The organism is Methylibium rhizosphaerae (genome assembly GCF_006386545.1).
GTDB lineage: Bacteria > Pseudomonadota > Gammaproteobacteria > Burkholderiales > Burkholderiaceae_C > Pseudorivibacter > Pseudorivibacter rhizosphaerae.
Window position 1 is genome coordinate 1 of sequence record NZ_SWAR01000024.1, and the last position, 14,048, is coordinate 14,048.

Annotated in this window: 13 protein-coding genes and 1 pseudogene; 3 read left to right on the forward strand and 11 right to left on the reverse strand. The window is 72.1% G+C overall.

What is annotated here, in order from left to right:
* Positions 1-123, forward strand: a pseudogene (locus E8D38_RS29000) (IS481 family transposase); the annotation flags it as partial.
* Here the strand turns inward: E8D38_RS29000 and E8D38_RS17180 are convergent.
* From E8D38_RS17180 to E8D38_RS17190, 3 genes are all read right to left on the reverse strand, one after another.
* Positions 120-977 carry a hypothetical protein gene (locus E8D38_RS17180; protein WP_140633633.1) on the reverse strand — a complete coding sequence of 286 codons (858 nt, stop codon included), beginning with the start codon at positions 975-977 and terminating at the stop codon, positions 120-122. The pseudogene E8D38_RS29000 and the gene E8D38_RS17180 overlap by 4 nt on opposite strands.
* Positions 978-1,074: 97 nt before the next feature.
* On the reverse strand, positions 1,075-2,094 hold the full coding sequence (locus tag E8D38_RS17185) for an ABC transporter substrate-binding protein (RefSeq protein ID WP_140633636.1): 1,020 nt from the start codon (positions 2,092-2,094) through the stop codon (positions 1,075-1,077).
* Between the two features lie 94 nt (positions 2,095-2,188).
* A complete protein-coding gene (locus E8D38_RS17190; protein WP_140633639.1) occupies positions 2,189-4,270 on the reverse strand; it encodes an ATP-binding protein in 2,082 nt (693 codons plus the stop codon).
* Positions 4,271-4,351: 81 nt separating this feature from the next.
* Between E8D38_RS17190 and E8D38_RS17195 the strand changes: the two genes are divergently transcribed.
* The gene (locus tag E8D38_RS17195; protein WP_140633642.1) at positions 4,352-5,086 is read left to right on the forward strand and encodes a response regulator; all 735 of its coding nucleotides are present in this window, start codon (positions 4,352-4,354) and stop codon (positions 5,084-5,086) included.
* A gap of 259 nt (positions 5,087-5,345) precedes the next feature.
* On the opposite strand, the gene E8D38_RS17200 is transcribed toward E8D38_RS17195, so the two are convergent.
* The 8 genes from E8D38_RS17200 to E8D38_RS17235 form a co-directional block, all read right to left on the reverse strand.
* Positions 5,346-6,536 (reverse strand): GGDEF domain-containing protein, encoded by a 1,191-nt coding sequence (locus E8D38_RS17200; RefSeq protein ID WP_140633645.1) that lies wholly within the window; start codon positions 6,534-6,536, stop codon positions 5,346-5,348.
* Positions 6,537-6,696: 160 nt separating this feature from the next.
* Positions 6,697-8,451 (reverse strand): ABC transporter ATP-binding protein/permease, encoded by a 1,755-nt coding sequence (locus E8D38_RS17205; protein WP_140633648.1) that lies wholly within the window; start codon positions 8,449-8,451, stop codon positions 6,697-6,699.
* The gene (locus E8D38_RS17210) at positions 8,438-8,851 is read right to left on the reverse strand and encodes a hypothetical protein (protein WP_140633651.1); all 414 of its coding nucleotides are present in this window, start codon (positions 8,849-8,851) and stop codon (positions 8,438-8,440) included. Before E8D38_RS17210 ends, E8D38_RS17205 begins: the two co-directional genes overlap by 14 nt.
* An 83-nt stretch (positions 8,852-8,934) precedes the next feature.
* On the reverse strand, positions 8,935-9,465 hold the full coding sequence (locus E8D38_RS17215; protein WP_181179197.1) for an outer membrane beta-barrel protein: 531 nt from the start codon (positions 9,463-9,465) through the stop codon (positions 8,935-8,937).
* A 126-nt stretch (positions 9,466-9,591) separates the two neighbouring features.
* Positions 9,592-10,569: a DUF6600 domain-containing protein gene (locus tag E8D38_RS17220; RefSeq protein WP_140633657.1), complete on the reverse strand. Its 978-nt coding sequence runs from the start codon at positions 10,567-10,569 to the stop codon at positions 9,592-9,594.
* A gap of 6 nt (positions 10,570-10,575) precedes the next feature.
* The gene (locus E8D38_RS29005; protein ID WP_246099541.1) at positions 10,576-11,106 is read right to left on the reverse strand and encodes an outer membrane lipoprotein; all 531 of its coding nucleotides are present in this window, start codon (positions 11,104-11,106) and stop codon (positions 10,576-10,578) included.
* A gap of 130 nt (positions 11,107-11,236) precedes the next feature.
* Positions 11,237-12,019, reverse strand: coding sequence for an ABC transporter permease (locus E8D38_RS17230; protein ID WP_140633660.1), 783 nt, complete (start codon positions 12,017-12,019; stop codon positions 11,237-11,239).
* A complete protein-coding gene (locus E8D38_RS17235) occupies positions 12,012-12,797 on the reverse strand; it encodes an ABC transporter ATP-binding protein (protein ID WP_140633663.1) in 786 nt (261 codons plus the stop codon). The genes E8D38_RS17230 and E8D38_RS17235 overlap by 8 nt, the downstream gene beginning before the upstream one ends.
* 223 nt (positions 12,798-13,020) lie before the next feature.
* Here E8D38_RS17235 and E8D38_RS17240 point away from each other — a divergent pair, with 223 nt between their 5' ends.
* A complete protein-coding gene (locus tag E8D38_RS17240) occupies positions 13,021-14,037 on the forward strand; it encodes an ABC transporter ATP-binding protein (RefSeq protein WP_140633893.1) in 1,017 nt (338 codons plus the stop codon).
* Positions 14,038-14,048: the final 11 nt, after the last annotated feature.

Consider the following 14,048-nt stretch of genomic DNA (forward strand, 5'->3'; position numbering starts at 1 on the left):
GCCGCCCTGCCAGCTTGGAATCACTTCTACAACTGGCACCGTCCTCACCACGGCATCGGCTGCTTGCCTCCCATGTCCCGAATCAAGAGATCGCGAAAGAACCTCTTGACTCTTCACACCTAGTCCTGCGGCGCGCCGCCGGCCTGCCGTTCGATCCACTGCAGGGTCAGCAGGCCGCGGGCGGTGACCAGCCGGTCGCCGTCGGCCAGCAGGCGCTGGAAGCTCTCCTGCAGCTCGTACTCCGAGGCCTCGCCGAGCGAGAGACGCTTGCGCACGGCGTCCAGTTCCTGGCGCCGCGCCGCCACCGTCTCGGAAAGCAGCGCCGTACTGCGCACGCCGCCCTGAAGCACCGGTGGCGCCGCCTCGCCGTCCGGGGCCGCCACCACGACGGGCGCGACCGGGTTCGACAGCGCCGGCGCCAGCGCCCGGGCCAGCTCGTCGGCCGGCACGAGGCACAGGCGCGCCATGACCTGCACGAGTTGGGCCTGCTGCGTGGACAGGTGCTGCACCAGGGCCCCGGCCGTGGCGGCGCGGGCGTCGAGTTGCGCCAGCGCGTCGGCCGCCACCTGCCGCGGCCCATCGGCCGCCACCTGCCGCGGCCCATCGGCCGCGAGCAGCTGCTTCTGGCGCGCCAGGCTCGCGCCCAGCTCGCGAGCCATCAGGAGCCGCACGCCCGTGACGCGGGCGCCGAGGTAGAGCCCGGCAATGCGCGCCGGCAGCGGGGTCGCCGACGTCTCCTCCTGGAAGTCGGGGTGGGCCTGGCCGACCAGGGAGCGGCGCAGCGCGGCATCGATGAGCGTGTTGAGCGCCGGCTCGTGCAGCGCCGCCCACCAGCTGTCCTGCCGGGGGGCGGCAGCCGCCAGCGGCGCTGTCGCCTCGACCAGGGCCGCGTGCGAAGGCAAGCAGCCTGCGGCCAGCGCGGCGGCAAGGGCGGCCGCGCTGGCCAGCGAGCGTGAAGCGATGAATCGGTACGTCATGTGCAGGTCTCCGGCCGCCAGGCCCGCACGATGAGCGCCTGTGGTTGCGGCCGCGCTGCCGGCATGTCAAGGCGTGTAAAGCGCGCGCGCCATCGGGTCACTTCGCGGCCGTGAGCTTCTTCTTCAGCTCCACACCCACGCCCTTGTTGACGAAGTCGTAGACGGCCACCTTCGACAGGTCGACCTCGCCGGGCTTGTAGAGGCCGGCCTTGACCATCTTGTCGTGGAAGTCCTTCACCCGCTGGGGCTTCATCGCACCCACGCCCAGCGTGGCGGCGTCGCCCGAGTCGACGATGCCCAGGTCCTTCATCAGCTGGATGGACTTGGCGATCAGCTCGTCGGTCATCTCGGGGTTGTCGCGCTTGATCAGCGCATCGGCCGCCTTGCGGTCGCCGTACAGGTAGTTGACCCAGCCGAGGATCGACGCCTCGACGAACTTCTTCACCAGCTCGGGCTTCTTCTGCACCGTGTCCAGCCGCGCCTCGATGGTGGTGGAGTAGGTGGAGTAGCCGTGGTCGGCCAGCAGGAAGACGAGCGGCTTGAAGCCGCCCTGCTTTTCGATGCTGATCGGCTCCTCGACCGCATAGCCCTGCTGGATGCTCTTCTTGTCGGCCAGGAACGGGCCCAGGTTGTAGTTGTAGGGCTTGAGCTGCTTGTCGTTGAAGCCGTAGTCGGCCTTGAGCCAGGCCCACCACGAGAACTGCGCGTCCTTGGCAATGAAGGCGGTGGGCGCACCCTTGAGATCGCTGAACTTGCGATAGCCCTGGTTGGGGTGGGCGAACAGGGCCTGCGGGTCCTTCTGGAACATCGAGGCCACCGTCACCACCGGCACGCCGTTCTTCACGTTGTCGAAGCTGTGCAGCAGGTTGCCGGTCATGAGGAAGTCGATCTTGCCGGCGGGCAGCAGCGGGCGGTTGTTGACCTGCGGGCCGCCCTGGCGGATCTCGACCTCCAGACCGTACTTCCTGTAGGTGCCGTCGGCCAGCGCCTGGTAGAAGCCGCCGTGCGCGGCCTGAGCCTTCCAGTTGGTGGCGAACACGATCTTTTCCTGGGCGGCGGCGCCGAGCGCGGCCAGCGACAGCAGGGCCAGGGGAACGAGCTTCAGGGGTGCACGCATGGGGAGTCCTCGGGTGGAGCGGCGGGCGGGGCCGGCGATGCGCCCGGATGATAGGCAACCCGCCGCGCTGCCGCCATCGCGTCCGGCGGTGCGGTCAGGCCGATGGCACCGCCGCACCCTGCAGCGCCCGCTCGATCGCCTGCTGCAGCTCGAGCGCCCCGAGCGGCTTGGCGAGCACCTGGCTCACGCCGGCGGCGGCCGCGCGGCGCAGCAGGTCGGGGCCGCCATAGCCGCTGGTCAGCAGCACCGGCAGGTCGCCGCGCAGGCGCCGGGCCTGCTGCGCGAGCGCGGTGCCCGCAAGCCCCGGCATCACCTCGTCGGTGAGCAGCAGGTCGAAGCGCCCGGGGTCGGCCTGCAGCTCGGCCAGTGCGAGCCGCGCATCGGAAAAGCCCACCGGCTCGTAACCCATGCCGGCGATCCATTCCTCGGCGAGCGCCACCAGCGCCGGTTCGTCGTCGACCACCAGGACGCGCTGGCCCCGGCCGGGCGGCAAGGGCTTCGCTCCGGCGACCGCCACGCCCGGCGGCGGCGCCTCGACCGTCACGCCCGTCACCCGCGGCAGCAGCAGGCAGAAGGTGCTGCCTTCGTCCGGCCGGCTGCGCACGTCGACCGCGCCGCCGAACTCGGCCACCACGCCGTGCACCACGGCCAACCCCAGCCCGGTGCCGGCCTGGCCGCGCGTGGTGAAGAAGGGCTCGAACAGCCGCTCCATGATCTCGGGCGCGATGCCGCGGCCGGTGTCCGCCACCTCGATGGCCACGCACTCGCCGGCGTCCAGCCGGCCGTGCGAGGTCCAGTGCTCGGCGTCGAATCGCAGGGGCCGCACCGACACCCGCAGCACGCCGCCGTCGGGCATGGCCTGCATGGCGTTGGTGCACAGGTTGGCCACCGCCTCGAACAGGCCGGTGGCATCGCCGCGCACGAGCAGCGGCGGCTGCTCCGCCATGTCGCGCTCGATCTGCAGCCGCTCGCCGGCCGAGGCGGCCAGCAGGCCCAGCACCTGCTCGACCACCGGCTGCACCGCGAACACCGTGGCCGGCCGCAGGCCGCCGCGGCTGAAGGTGAGGATGCGATCGACCACCGCCTTGCCGCGCTCGGCCGCCTCGAGCACCCGGTCGAGGTGGCGCGCCTGCTGGCTGCCTTCGGCCGCGGCCTGCCGCGCCATGTCGCCGAAGCCGGCCACCGCGGCCAGGATGTTGTTGAAGTCGTGCGCCACGCCGCCGGCCAGGGTGCCCAGCGCGTCGAGCTTCTGGCTGCGGGCGAGCTTGTGCTCCAGGCGCCGGGCATGTTCGCCGCGCTCCTTCAGCTGCTGCTGCACGAGCCGGCGCGAGCGTTCGGCGCGCAGCATGCGCCACAGCAGCGCGGCCACGATGAGCAGCACGCCGCTCGAGGTCGCCCCGGCGATGCGGGCCAGCTCGCGCCAGCGCGCCAGCACCGCATCCACGTCGCGGGTCATCACCAGCTCGAACGACAGCGCCTCGATGCGACGGCGCGCCGCCAGGCGCTCGCGGCCGTCGGCGGGTGCCGCCTCGCCGGCCAGGCGCAGGCCGTCGCGCCGGTAGATGGCCAGCCGGGTGTCGGGTGCCGGCTCGGCGGCCGGAAATGCGCCCAGCAGCCCGCCGGCCGGCAGCTGCGCCACCACCCAGCCGCCGAAGGCGCCGTCCGGCCCGACGAATCGCAGCGCCACCGCCACCGAAGTTTCGTGGCTGGCCAGGTCGGCGAAGGGTTCGCTGACCCGGGCCGCGTCGGCCTCGTCGTCGCCGGCGGCCGGATGGAAGGCCTCGATCGCCGGCACCGCGGCGGGGGTGGACGCAGCCAGCAGGCGGCCGGAGCGGTCGACCACCCACAGCGTGCGCAGCAGCGGGATCAGCGTCGCGCGGCGGTGCAGCTGGGCCGCCGCCTCCTCGCTGGCCGGCTGCGGCTGCAGCCGCGCCTCGCGCAGGTCGTCACGGGTCGCCTGCAGCGCCAGCAGCACGCCCTGCAGGCCGCGCTCGAGCTCGTCGGCCGATGCGCTGGCCAGGGTCTGCAGGCCGCGCGTCTCGATGGCCAGCGTGTCGCGCCGCAGGTGCCACAGCGTCACCACGACCGCCAGCGTCATGAGGGCGGCCAGCGCCAGCACCACCAGCACGGCCGGGTGCAGCCGCTGGGCGGGGGGAGGGGTGTGGGCGGCGGCCATGCGCCGATCGTGCCATGCCGCGCAGCGGCGCCCAGCCGCTACGATGCGGCTTCGCTTCCCTGCTGCCACTGCCGTCTGGACATGAACGCACCGCTGCCCGCGCACATCCTGGTCGTCGACGACGACCCGGCGATCCGCGAACTGCTGACCGACTACCTGGGTGCCAACGACCTGCGGGTGAGCGCGGTGGCCAGCGGCCGCGAGATGCTGGAGCGGCTGGACCGCGAGGCGATCGACCTCGTGGTGCTGGACCTGCGACTGCCCGGCGAGGACGGCATCGCGCTCACCCGCCAGCTGCGCGAGCGCGGCACGCTGCCGGTGGTGCTGCTGACCGGCCGCAACGAAGAGGCCGACCGGGTGATGGGCCTGGAGCTGGGCGCCGACGACTACGTCACCAAGCCGTTCTCGAACCGTGAACTGCTGGCGCGGCTGCGCGCGGTGCTGCGCCGCTACCAGGTGCAGGCGCTGCTGCCCGAGCGCGACGGCAGCCGGCGCGCCTACCGCTTCAACGGCTGGGAGCTGAACCTGCGCACGCGCAGGCTGCTGTCGCCCCAGGGCGGCGAGCCGATCGAGCTGTCCAACGGCGAATTCAACCTGCTGGCCGCCTTCTGCGGCGCGCCTCGCCGCGTGCTGTCGCGCGACCAGCTGCTGTCGATGTCACGCCTGCACGAGGCCGAGGTCTACGACCGCACGATCGACGTGCAGATCCTGCGGCTGCGCCGCAAGATCGAAGTCGATGCCTCCCGGCCCCGGCTCATCCTCACCGAGCGGGGCGCGGGCTACCTGTTCGACGCCGAGGTGCAGACGCTGTACTGAACGGCCGGCGGTGGCGCCTGAGTTGCCGAATACCTTCACCGCGGAGGCGCGGAGGCGCGGAGGATGAATCGGGATCGCGCCCGTGGCGCACAGCCATTCTCCGTTCGGGCTGAGGTATCGAAGCCCTGCGCAGACCGCCGCGGCCCTTCGATACCTCAGGGCGAACGGGGGTGTTGTTCGCGAGACCTCCATTCCCTCCGCGAATCTCCGCGCCCTCCGCGCCTCCGCGGTGAATGAATTGGGACCTTGGCGGCCCGCACTAGCCCTTGGCCCACACCACCCGGTCGCGCCCTTCGTGCTTGGCCTGGTAGAGCGCGGCGTCGGCTCGCTTGATGGTGGCCTGGATGTCTTCGCCGCGATGGTGCTCGGTGACGCCGATCGACACGGTGACCCGCACGTCGCCGGGCAGCCCCTCGATCGGCGCGCTGCCGATCGCCTGGCGCAGCCGCTGCAGCGGCGCCTGCGCCCGCTCGGGCGTGGTTTCGGGCAGCACGATGAGAAATTCCTCGCCGCCGTAGCGCCCCACGTATTCGGATTCACGCAGGGTGCCCTGCAGGCAGCGGCTCAGCATGCGCAGCACCTCGTCGCCGGCGGCATGGCCGTACTGGTCGTTGAATCGCTTGAAGTGGTCGGCGTCCAGCATGGCCACGCACAGGCTCGAGCCGTTGCGCTGCGCGCGCTTGGTTTCCTTGGCGGCCATCTGGTGGATGATGCGGCGGTTGTACAGGCCGGTGAGCTCGTCGTAGGTGGCGATGCGCTCGATCTTCTCGAGCGCCTGCTGCAGCTTGCCGTTGGTGGTGCGAAGGCGGGCCCGCACGCTGTTGACGTAGCCGCCGATCAGCGACATCAGCACCAGCAGCAGGGCGAGGTGCACGGTGAGAAGCCAGCCGCTGGGCGCCCCCTGGCGCGGCATGCCTTGCATGCCCGTGCCGCTGGCCGCCATGGCCGCCGCGAAGCTGGCCACGAAATAGACGCTGATCGCCAGTTGCTGGCGGATCGACAGTCGGAACGCGCCGAACAGCAGCGCGACCATGTAGAACGGCAGCTGCAGCGACCGGAAGTCGCTCGCGGCATAGGCGAGGTAGGCCAGCGCGAGGCCGGAGGTCATCATCTGCGCGCCGGTGAGGCTCGGGTCGGCGAAGCGGCGGTTGAAGCCGGTGGCGATGCAGACGGTGAAGACCAGCACACCCAGCGCGGCCAGCAGCGCGAACCCATGGGCCACGGCGAAGTCGACCCGGCCCGCGGCCGCATACAGGTACACGATGGCCACGACAAGCAGCGACGCGAACGCGCCCAGCAGGTGGCGGAACAGCCTCAGGCCCTGCCCGCCGTCGCGGGTGGGCGTCGGCAGGCGCTCGACCGAGGTCGCCTGGCTGGAACTCCAGGGGCCCGGGTGGCTGTCGTGCGGTGGCGTGCGGCGGCGGGTCGACAACCAGCGGGTCAGGTCCATCGTGAAGCTTGCACAGGTGATGCAAAAAGCCGCAGCCGCACCGAAGTCAACCCGGTACGGCTGACGCCCGCTCCCTGCGACCCAGTATCGCGCCGGGGCATAACCTCGGCACCATCGTGTATTCCCCGAGGCGGCGCAGACGCGCGGCGCCAGGTTGGTGTCATTGCGCGAGCGCCCCGTCCGGCACGACCGAACGCACTGCGGCAGCGCGCGGCCGCAGTACGCCGCGCTGCACGCACAGCACCCGGTCGTGCAGCGGGGCCAGCTCGTCGCGGTGGCCGATGGACAGCACCGCCGCGGCCGGCAGGCCGTCCCGCAGCTGCCGCAGCAGCTCCTGCTGGGCCTTTGCATCGAGCGCCGAGGTGGCCTCGTCGAGCACGATCCAGTCCGGCTGCTGCAGGTGCAGGCGCGCGAACTGCAGCCGCTGCTGCTCGCCGGGCGAGAGCCGGCGGGCCCAGGCGGCGCCCTCGTCGTCGAGCGAGCCGGCGAGCCCGCCCAGACCCACCCGTTCGAGCGCCTGCCGCATGGCTGCGCGGCTGAAGCGCCCGGGCTGGTGCGGGCAGGCCAGCAGCGCGGCCAGGCTCGCCTGCGCGAGATAGGGCCGCTGCGGCACGAACATCACCGCCGCATCGGGCAGCTGGAGCTGGCCGCCGCCGGCCGGCCACAACCCGGCCAGCGTGCGCAGCAGCGAACTCTTGCCGCTGCCCGAGGCACCGGTCACCAGCAGCCATTCGCCGGGGTGCAACGACAGCTCGGGCACCTCGAGCAGCGTCGCATCGTCCCCCGGCCGTGCCACCGCCAGGCCACGTGCAAGCAGCGCAGGCCGCAGCGATTCCTGCGCCGTGCCGGCAGGGGGCGCGGCATGCTCGACCGCCGCACGAAAGCCGGCCAGTCGCAGCACGGTGGCGCGCCAGTCGGCCACGCTTGCATAGGCGCCGATGAACCAGCTGAGCGAGCCCTGGACCTGGCCGAAGGCTTGCGCGGTCTGCATGAGCCCGCCCAGCTGCAGCTCGTTGGCAAAGAAACGCGGCGCGGCCGCCAGCAGCGGGAACACGCTGGCCAGCTGGTCGTAGCCGGCGCTGAACCAGGTGAGCCGCTTGGTGTAGCGGATGAGGTCGCTCCAGTTGGCGGCGATGGCCGCAAAGCGGTGCCGCAGGCGCTGGCCCTCGGCTGCTTCACCGCGGGCGAGCGCGATGGCCTCGGCATGGTCGCGTACCTGCACCAGCGCATAGCGGAAGTCGGCCTCGACCTGCTGCTGGCGCACGTTGGTGGGCACCAGCGGTGCACCCAGGCGCTGCACGAGCAGCGTGCCCGCGGCCGAATAGGCAAGAGCCACCCACACCATGTAGCCGGGCACCGCCCAGCCAAGTCCCGGGAGCGTGAGGCTTCCCGACAGGTTCCACAGGATGGCCACGAAGGACACCAGCGTGACGCTCGCATTGAGCAGGCCGAGGGCCAGCTCGAGGGAGCTGCTGGTGAAGCTGCGCACGTCGTCGGCGATGCGCTGGTCTGGGTTGTCGGGCGAAGCGCTGGCGCCGGCCAGGCGGTAGGGCGTGCCTGGCGCGAGCCACGCACCCAGCAGCTGGTCGGTGAGGCTGGTGCGCCAGCGCATCACGAGCCGCTGCTGCATCACCAGGCGCACCACCGCGATCGCGATGTAGGCGGCAGCCAGCAGGCCGAACACGCCCACCTGGCGCCAGAACTCGTCGAGCTTGCGGGCCTGCAGCGCGTCGTAGAAGGCGTTGTTCCACGCGCTCAGGCGCACGTTGATCCACACGGCGGCCAGGCACAGCGCCACGATGGCGGCCAGCTGCAGCCAGGCCCGGCGATCGCCGCGCCAGAAGGCGGCCATGCGCCAGGCTTCGCGCAGCGGCCCCGCCCCGCCGGCAGGGCCGCGAGGCTCAGGCGGCGTCATGCGGGAAGTGCACGAAGAGGTCCACCGGCTTGCCATGTGCCACCTCCACATGCTGCACCCGCGTCATGTCGCCGAAGCGGGCCTGCACACGGTAGCGGCCGGGCGGCAGCTGCACGTCGGTCAGCGGGCCGGCGTCCTTGAGGGCGAGCACCCGCTTGCCGCGGGCATTGGCGATGTCGAGCTTCACGCCGCTCGCATAGGCGTTGTGGCGGCCCTCGGAGAAGGTCATGCGCAGGTCGTAGCGGCCGGCTTCGTGGCGCATCTCGCGCGCCTGCTCGCGGCCCACGCCGCCGTTGATGTAGTGCGGTGTCGCCGCCGGTGCGGCCGATGCGGCGGCCCCCAGCAGCAGCGCGGCCGCGCCGCCGAGCATCGAACGTGTGATTCGCGAAACGGTGTCCATGGTGATCACTCCTGTGCCAGTTGCGGAAAAGGGGCGGCCCCTGCGGGCGCCCCGGGAGCTTCGAACGGCGGGCGAGCCCTGCGTCAGAAGCCGACCTTCACGCCGAGCGACAGCTCGCCGACGCTGGGTTTGGTGTCGAAGGCATCGCTGAAGCGATAGCGGTCGTACTGCGCGCGCACCGCCACGTTTTGGGCCACGTCGTACTGCAGGCCGGCACCGAGCTTCACGCCCGGGCTGTTGTCGTCGCCGTTGCTGGTGCTGAACTTGGCCTGGGCCAGGCCGGCGGTGCCCAGCACCGTCCACTTCGGCGCGAACTCGTAGCTGCCCACCGCGTCGAGGTAGCCGCCATAGGTCTTGACGTGGCCGCTGGCGCTGTCGAGGTGGCCGAGGTCGAAGGCGCCGGCCTCGACCGCGAAGTTGGGGGTGAACTGGTAGCCGCCGAACAGCTTGCCGCCGACGCCGCTGCCGTCACCGCTGATGCCGGCGATGCTGCTGTGGTAGTCGGGCGTGCCCAGGGCGCCGCCGGCATAGAAGCCTTCGGCGGCCTGGGCCGCGCCAGCGCTGCCCAGGGCCACGGCGGTCGCGAAGAGGACCTGGTTGAGACGGGACTTCATGTGCATCACTCCTTGCTTGGTTGAAGACAACGCACCCGATGCGATGCGTTGGAGTGATGCTCGGCAGGCGGCTTTGTGGGCGGGTTGCATGCCGCAGGGGCCGCATGACAGATGTAATCGTGGCCGTCATCTGGCGGGCGGCGCGCCGGCAGCCGGCGCCTGCATCAGCACCGGCGCGGCCGGCGCCCAGGCCGGGCGCGCGACGTAGCTGCCCGGCAGCCAGCACCAGTGCCCGCTCCACCGCACCCAGCGGCCGTAGTGGAAGGGCGCGAAGCCCCAGGGCGCATCGTCGATCCAGGTCCAGCCCCAGGGTTCGATGCGGCGCCAGCGGCCCTGGCGGTAGGGCGCCCAGCCCTCGTCCACCGAGGGCACCCACACGGCGCCGAACTCGGCGGTCTGCCGCCAGCGGCCATGGCTGTCGAGGTCTTCGATGCCGGTCATCTCGGGCGAGACGTGGCGTGCGGCGATGCGGCCGTCGAAGGCGGCGTCGCGCCGGGCGACGAAATGGCGGAAGTCGTCGTCCGCCGGCGGCCCCATGTGCCAGGCGGCGCCGGCGCTTTCGCCTCGCTGGCCGGCGTTCACACGCAGGCGCCCGGCGATGGGGCCGTCGGCTTCGAACACCACCGAGCCGCGCCAGGCGGTGGCCGAGGCGGCGCGGCTGCCGCCTGCGGCATCGAGCCGGAACTCCCCCGGCTCGACCGGCTGCCAGGTGCCGCCGGCTGCGGCCACGCGGGTGAGGCGCACCGCCTCGGTCGTGGCCGTGCGCAACGCGAGGCTGCCGCGCAGCAGCCGCAGTCGCAGCTCGTCGTCGTCGAGCCGCTCGATGCGCACTTCGGTGCGCACGTCAAGGCGCAGCGCGCTGGAGCCGATCCACACCTCGGCGCGGCCCGCCTCTCCGGTGGCCAGCACGTTGCCCGTGCCGACCGGCCAGTTGAGCAGCGCGGGGGCCGCGGCTGCCGTGGGGGTTTCGCGCAGCGTCACGCCGCCCCACAGGCCGGCGAGTCGGCCCGCGCGCGCGGGCGGTCCGGCCAGCGCGAGGCCGCAGGAGGCGCACAGCGCCAGCGCCGCCAGGGCGCGCGATGCGCCCCGCCACGTCAAGCCCATGGTCGCTCACGCGCGGTCGAGCATGCCGTACTGCAGTCGCACCCGGTCGCCGGCGTGCAGGCCGTCGAGCGAGCGGTAGTCGAAGTGGCGATGGCCGCCGTCGTCGAACTGCACGAACACCCGGTAGACGGTGCCGCTGCGGGCGGCCGCGTCGTTGCGCTCGACATGGTCGCCCACCACGGCGCCGCCGAAGGCCCCGAGGGCCGTGGCCGCCGCGCGTCCGGCGCCATGGCCGATCTGGTTGCCGACCACGCCGCCGACGAGCGCACCCAGCACCGCGCCGCCGCCGCTGTCGCCGTGTTCGGTCTCGATCACGTCGATGCGTTCGACGGTGCCGAAACGCGTGCTCATCACCGGCGAGCGCGACGGGTAGCCCGGCGCCTCGTACACATGGGTGGTGCGCGTGACCGGTTCGGCGCAGCCCGACAGCAGCAGGCTGGCGATGGCCGAGCCCAGCGCTGCCAGGAACGCAGGCCGCCCCGAAACGATGGCGGCGGCCCGCCCGAGGAGGGAATGCTGCTGGAGGCGGTTCGACATGGCCTTTCTCCTTGAACAGGAAGTGCCGGAGCACGATGGAGCCATGGTTGGCAGGCCCTGTCGACGGCGCATGACGCCTGGGAGGCGCCGTATTTCATTTGAAACACGGCCGGGAACCGGCCGTCGGTGGTCAGCGGCGCGGACCGGCTTCGCTGTCGTGCCAGCGGCCCAGCACCAGGCGGGCGAGGCCTGCGAAGAGCAGGTAGATCGCCACGCCGGTGAGCGACACCAGCAGCAGCGCGGCGAACATCTTCGGGATCTCGGTGCGGAAGGCCGCCTCGAGGATGCGCGAGGCGAGCCCGGTGTCTCGCCCGGCCGCGCCGGCGGTGAACTCGGCCACCACGGCGCCGATGAGCGAGAGGCCGCCGGCGATCTTGAGCCCGGTCAGGAAGTAGGGCAGCGCGCTCGGGATCAGCAGGTGGCGCAGCAGCTGCCAGCGGCTCGCGCGATAGAGCTGGAACAGGTCGCGCAGGTTCGCGTCGGCGCTGCGCAGGCCGGTCACGGTGTTGGCGAGGATCGGGAAGAAGGCGACGATCCAGGCGCAGATCAGCACCGTGGCCAGCGCGCTGTCGGTGAGGATCATGATCAGCGGCGCGATCGCGATGATGGGCGTGACCTGCAGCACCACGGCGAACGGCGTGAGGCTCCATTCGACCCAGCGCGACAGCGCGAACAGCGACGCGAGCAGCACGCCGCCCAGCACGGCCAGCGCCAGCGCGGCAAAGGTGATGCTCACGGTGACCCACCAGCTCTGCATCAGCGAGCCGAAGTTCGCCCACAGGGTGGCCAGCACCAGGCTGGGGGCCGGCAGCAGGTAGTGCGGCACCTCATAGGCGCGCACCAGCCCTTCCCAGCCGAGCAGGAACACGAGCACGGCCACCACCGGCGCCGCCCGGCGCATGGGCTCACGCATGCTGGCCGGCCTCCTGCTCGCTGGCCGCCTGCAGCGCGCGCGACACCGTCACGCACAGCTCCACGTAGCGCGGCGTATGGCGGGTGGCCTCGTTGCGCGGGTAGGGCAGGTCCACGGCGATCTCGTCGACCACCCGCCCCGGGCGCGGCGCCATCACCACGATGCGCTGGCTCAGGAACACCGCCTCGTAGACGCTGTGCGTGACGAACACGCCGGTGAAGCCGCGCTGCCACAGCGCCAGCAGGTCCTGGTTGAGCCTGAAGCGGGTGATCTCGTCGAGCGCGGCGAACGGCTCGTCAAGCAGCAGCAGCGAAGGCCGCGCGACCAGCGCGCGCGCCAGCGACACGCGCATCTTCATGCCGCCCGACAGCTCGCGCGGAAAGGCGGCCGCGAAGTCGGCCAGCCCCACCGCCTGCAACGCCGGCCCCACGAGCGCCTCGATCTCCACGCGCCTGCGCCGCTGCAGCTTGAGCGGCAGCGCCACGTTGTCGGCCACGCTGGCCCAGGGCAGCAGCGTGGGCTCCTGGAACACGAAGCCCACGTCCAGCCCCATCTCCTGCGCATGCGGCGCCCACTGCACCTGGCCGGCCGTCGGCACGTCCAGCCCGGCGAGCAGCCGCAGCACGGTGCTCTTGCCGCAGCCCGAAGGGCCCAGCAGGCTCACGAACTCGTGCCGGCCGATCGCCAGCGACAGGTCGCGCAGCGCGAGCGTGCCGCTGGCGTAGCGCTTGTCGAGGTGCTGGAGCTGCAGCAGGGCGGGTGCGTCGGGCGCGGGCATGGCGCGCGACTTTAGCGCGCGGCTCGGGTGCGTGGCCGCTGTACGGGCGCTGTGCGCGACGCACCAATTGCATGCAACGCGCACGAATTTTGTATGCAATCTGGCAACGGATGGTGCGCAAACCCGCCCGGCCAGGGCCGAGGCCCATGGCACATGCCTTGCAAACGGCCAACGTCCAGGAGGGGTCACCGTGATCTCAGCTTCGCTGGAACCTGCCGTCGCGATGGCCGCGCGGCCCGATCTGGAGCTCGTGCGCCTGGTCAAGCGCTATGGCGGCGCAGGCCACGGTGCGCCGGCCGTGGACCACATCGACCTCAAGGTGGCTGCAGGCAGCTACTGCTGCCTGCTCGGGCCCTCGGGCTGCGGCAAGACCTCGACGCTGCGCATGATCGCGGGCCACGAGGCGGCGAGCGACGGCGACATCGTGCTGGGCGGGCGCAACATCACCGCGCTGCCGGCTTCGGCCCGCGGCACCGCGATGATGTTCCAGAGCTATGCGCTCTTTCCCCACCTGAGCGCGCTCGACAACGTGGCCTTCAGCCTGAAGATGCGCGGCATGGCGAAGGCCGAGCGCAACGCCCGCGCGGCCGAGCTGCTGGAGCGGGTGTCGCTCGGGGCCCTGGCGCAGCGCAAGCCGGCCGAGCTGTCCGGCGGCCAGCAGCAGCGCGTGGCGCTGGCCCGCGCGCTGATCACCGAGCCGCGCCTGCTGCTGCTCGACGAGCCGCTGTCGGCACTCGACCCCTTCCTGCGCATCCGCATGCGCGCCGAGCTCAAGGGCTGGCAGAAGAGCCTGGGCATGAGCTTCATCCACGTGACGCATTCGCAGGAAGAAGCCATGGCGCTGGCCGACCAGGTGGTGGTGATGAACCAGGGCCGCATCGAGCAGAGCGGCTCGCCGCATGAGGTGTTCAACACGCCGCGCACCGAATTCGTCGCGCGCTTCATGGGCGGCCACAACGTGCTGCCGGCGCCGCACGGCGAAGGCCGCATCGCGGTGCGCGCCGACAGGACGCGGCTGTCGCGCGCGCCCCTGCCCACCGGGCCGACCAGCCTTGCCGCGACCGTGCGCAACGTCGAGTACCAGGGCACTTTCGTGATGCTCACCCTCGACGCCGGCGCCGCGGCGCCGGAGCTCAGCGTGATGCTGAGCGAGGCCGCCTTCGACGCCGCGCCCTGGCAGCCCGGCGACGGCGCCCATGCGCACTGGGACGCCGCCGACGTCCACCGCCTCGCGGCCTGAAAGGCCGCCCC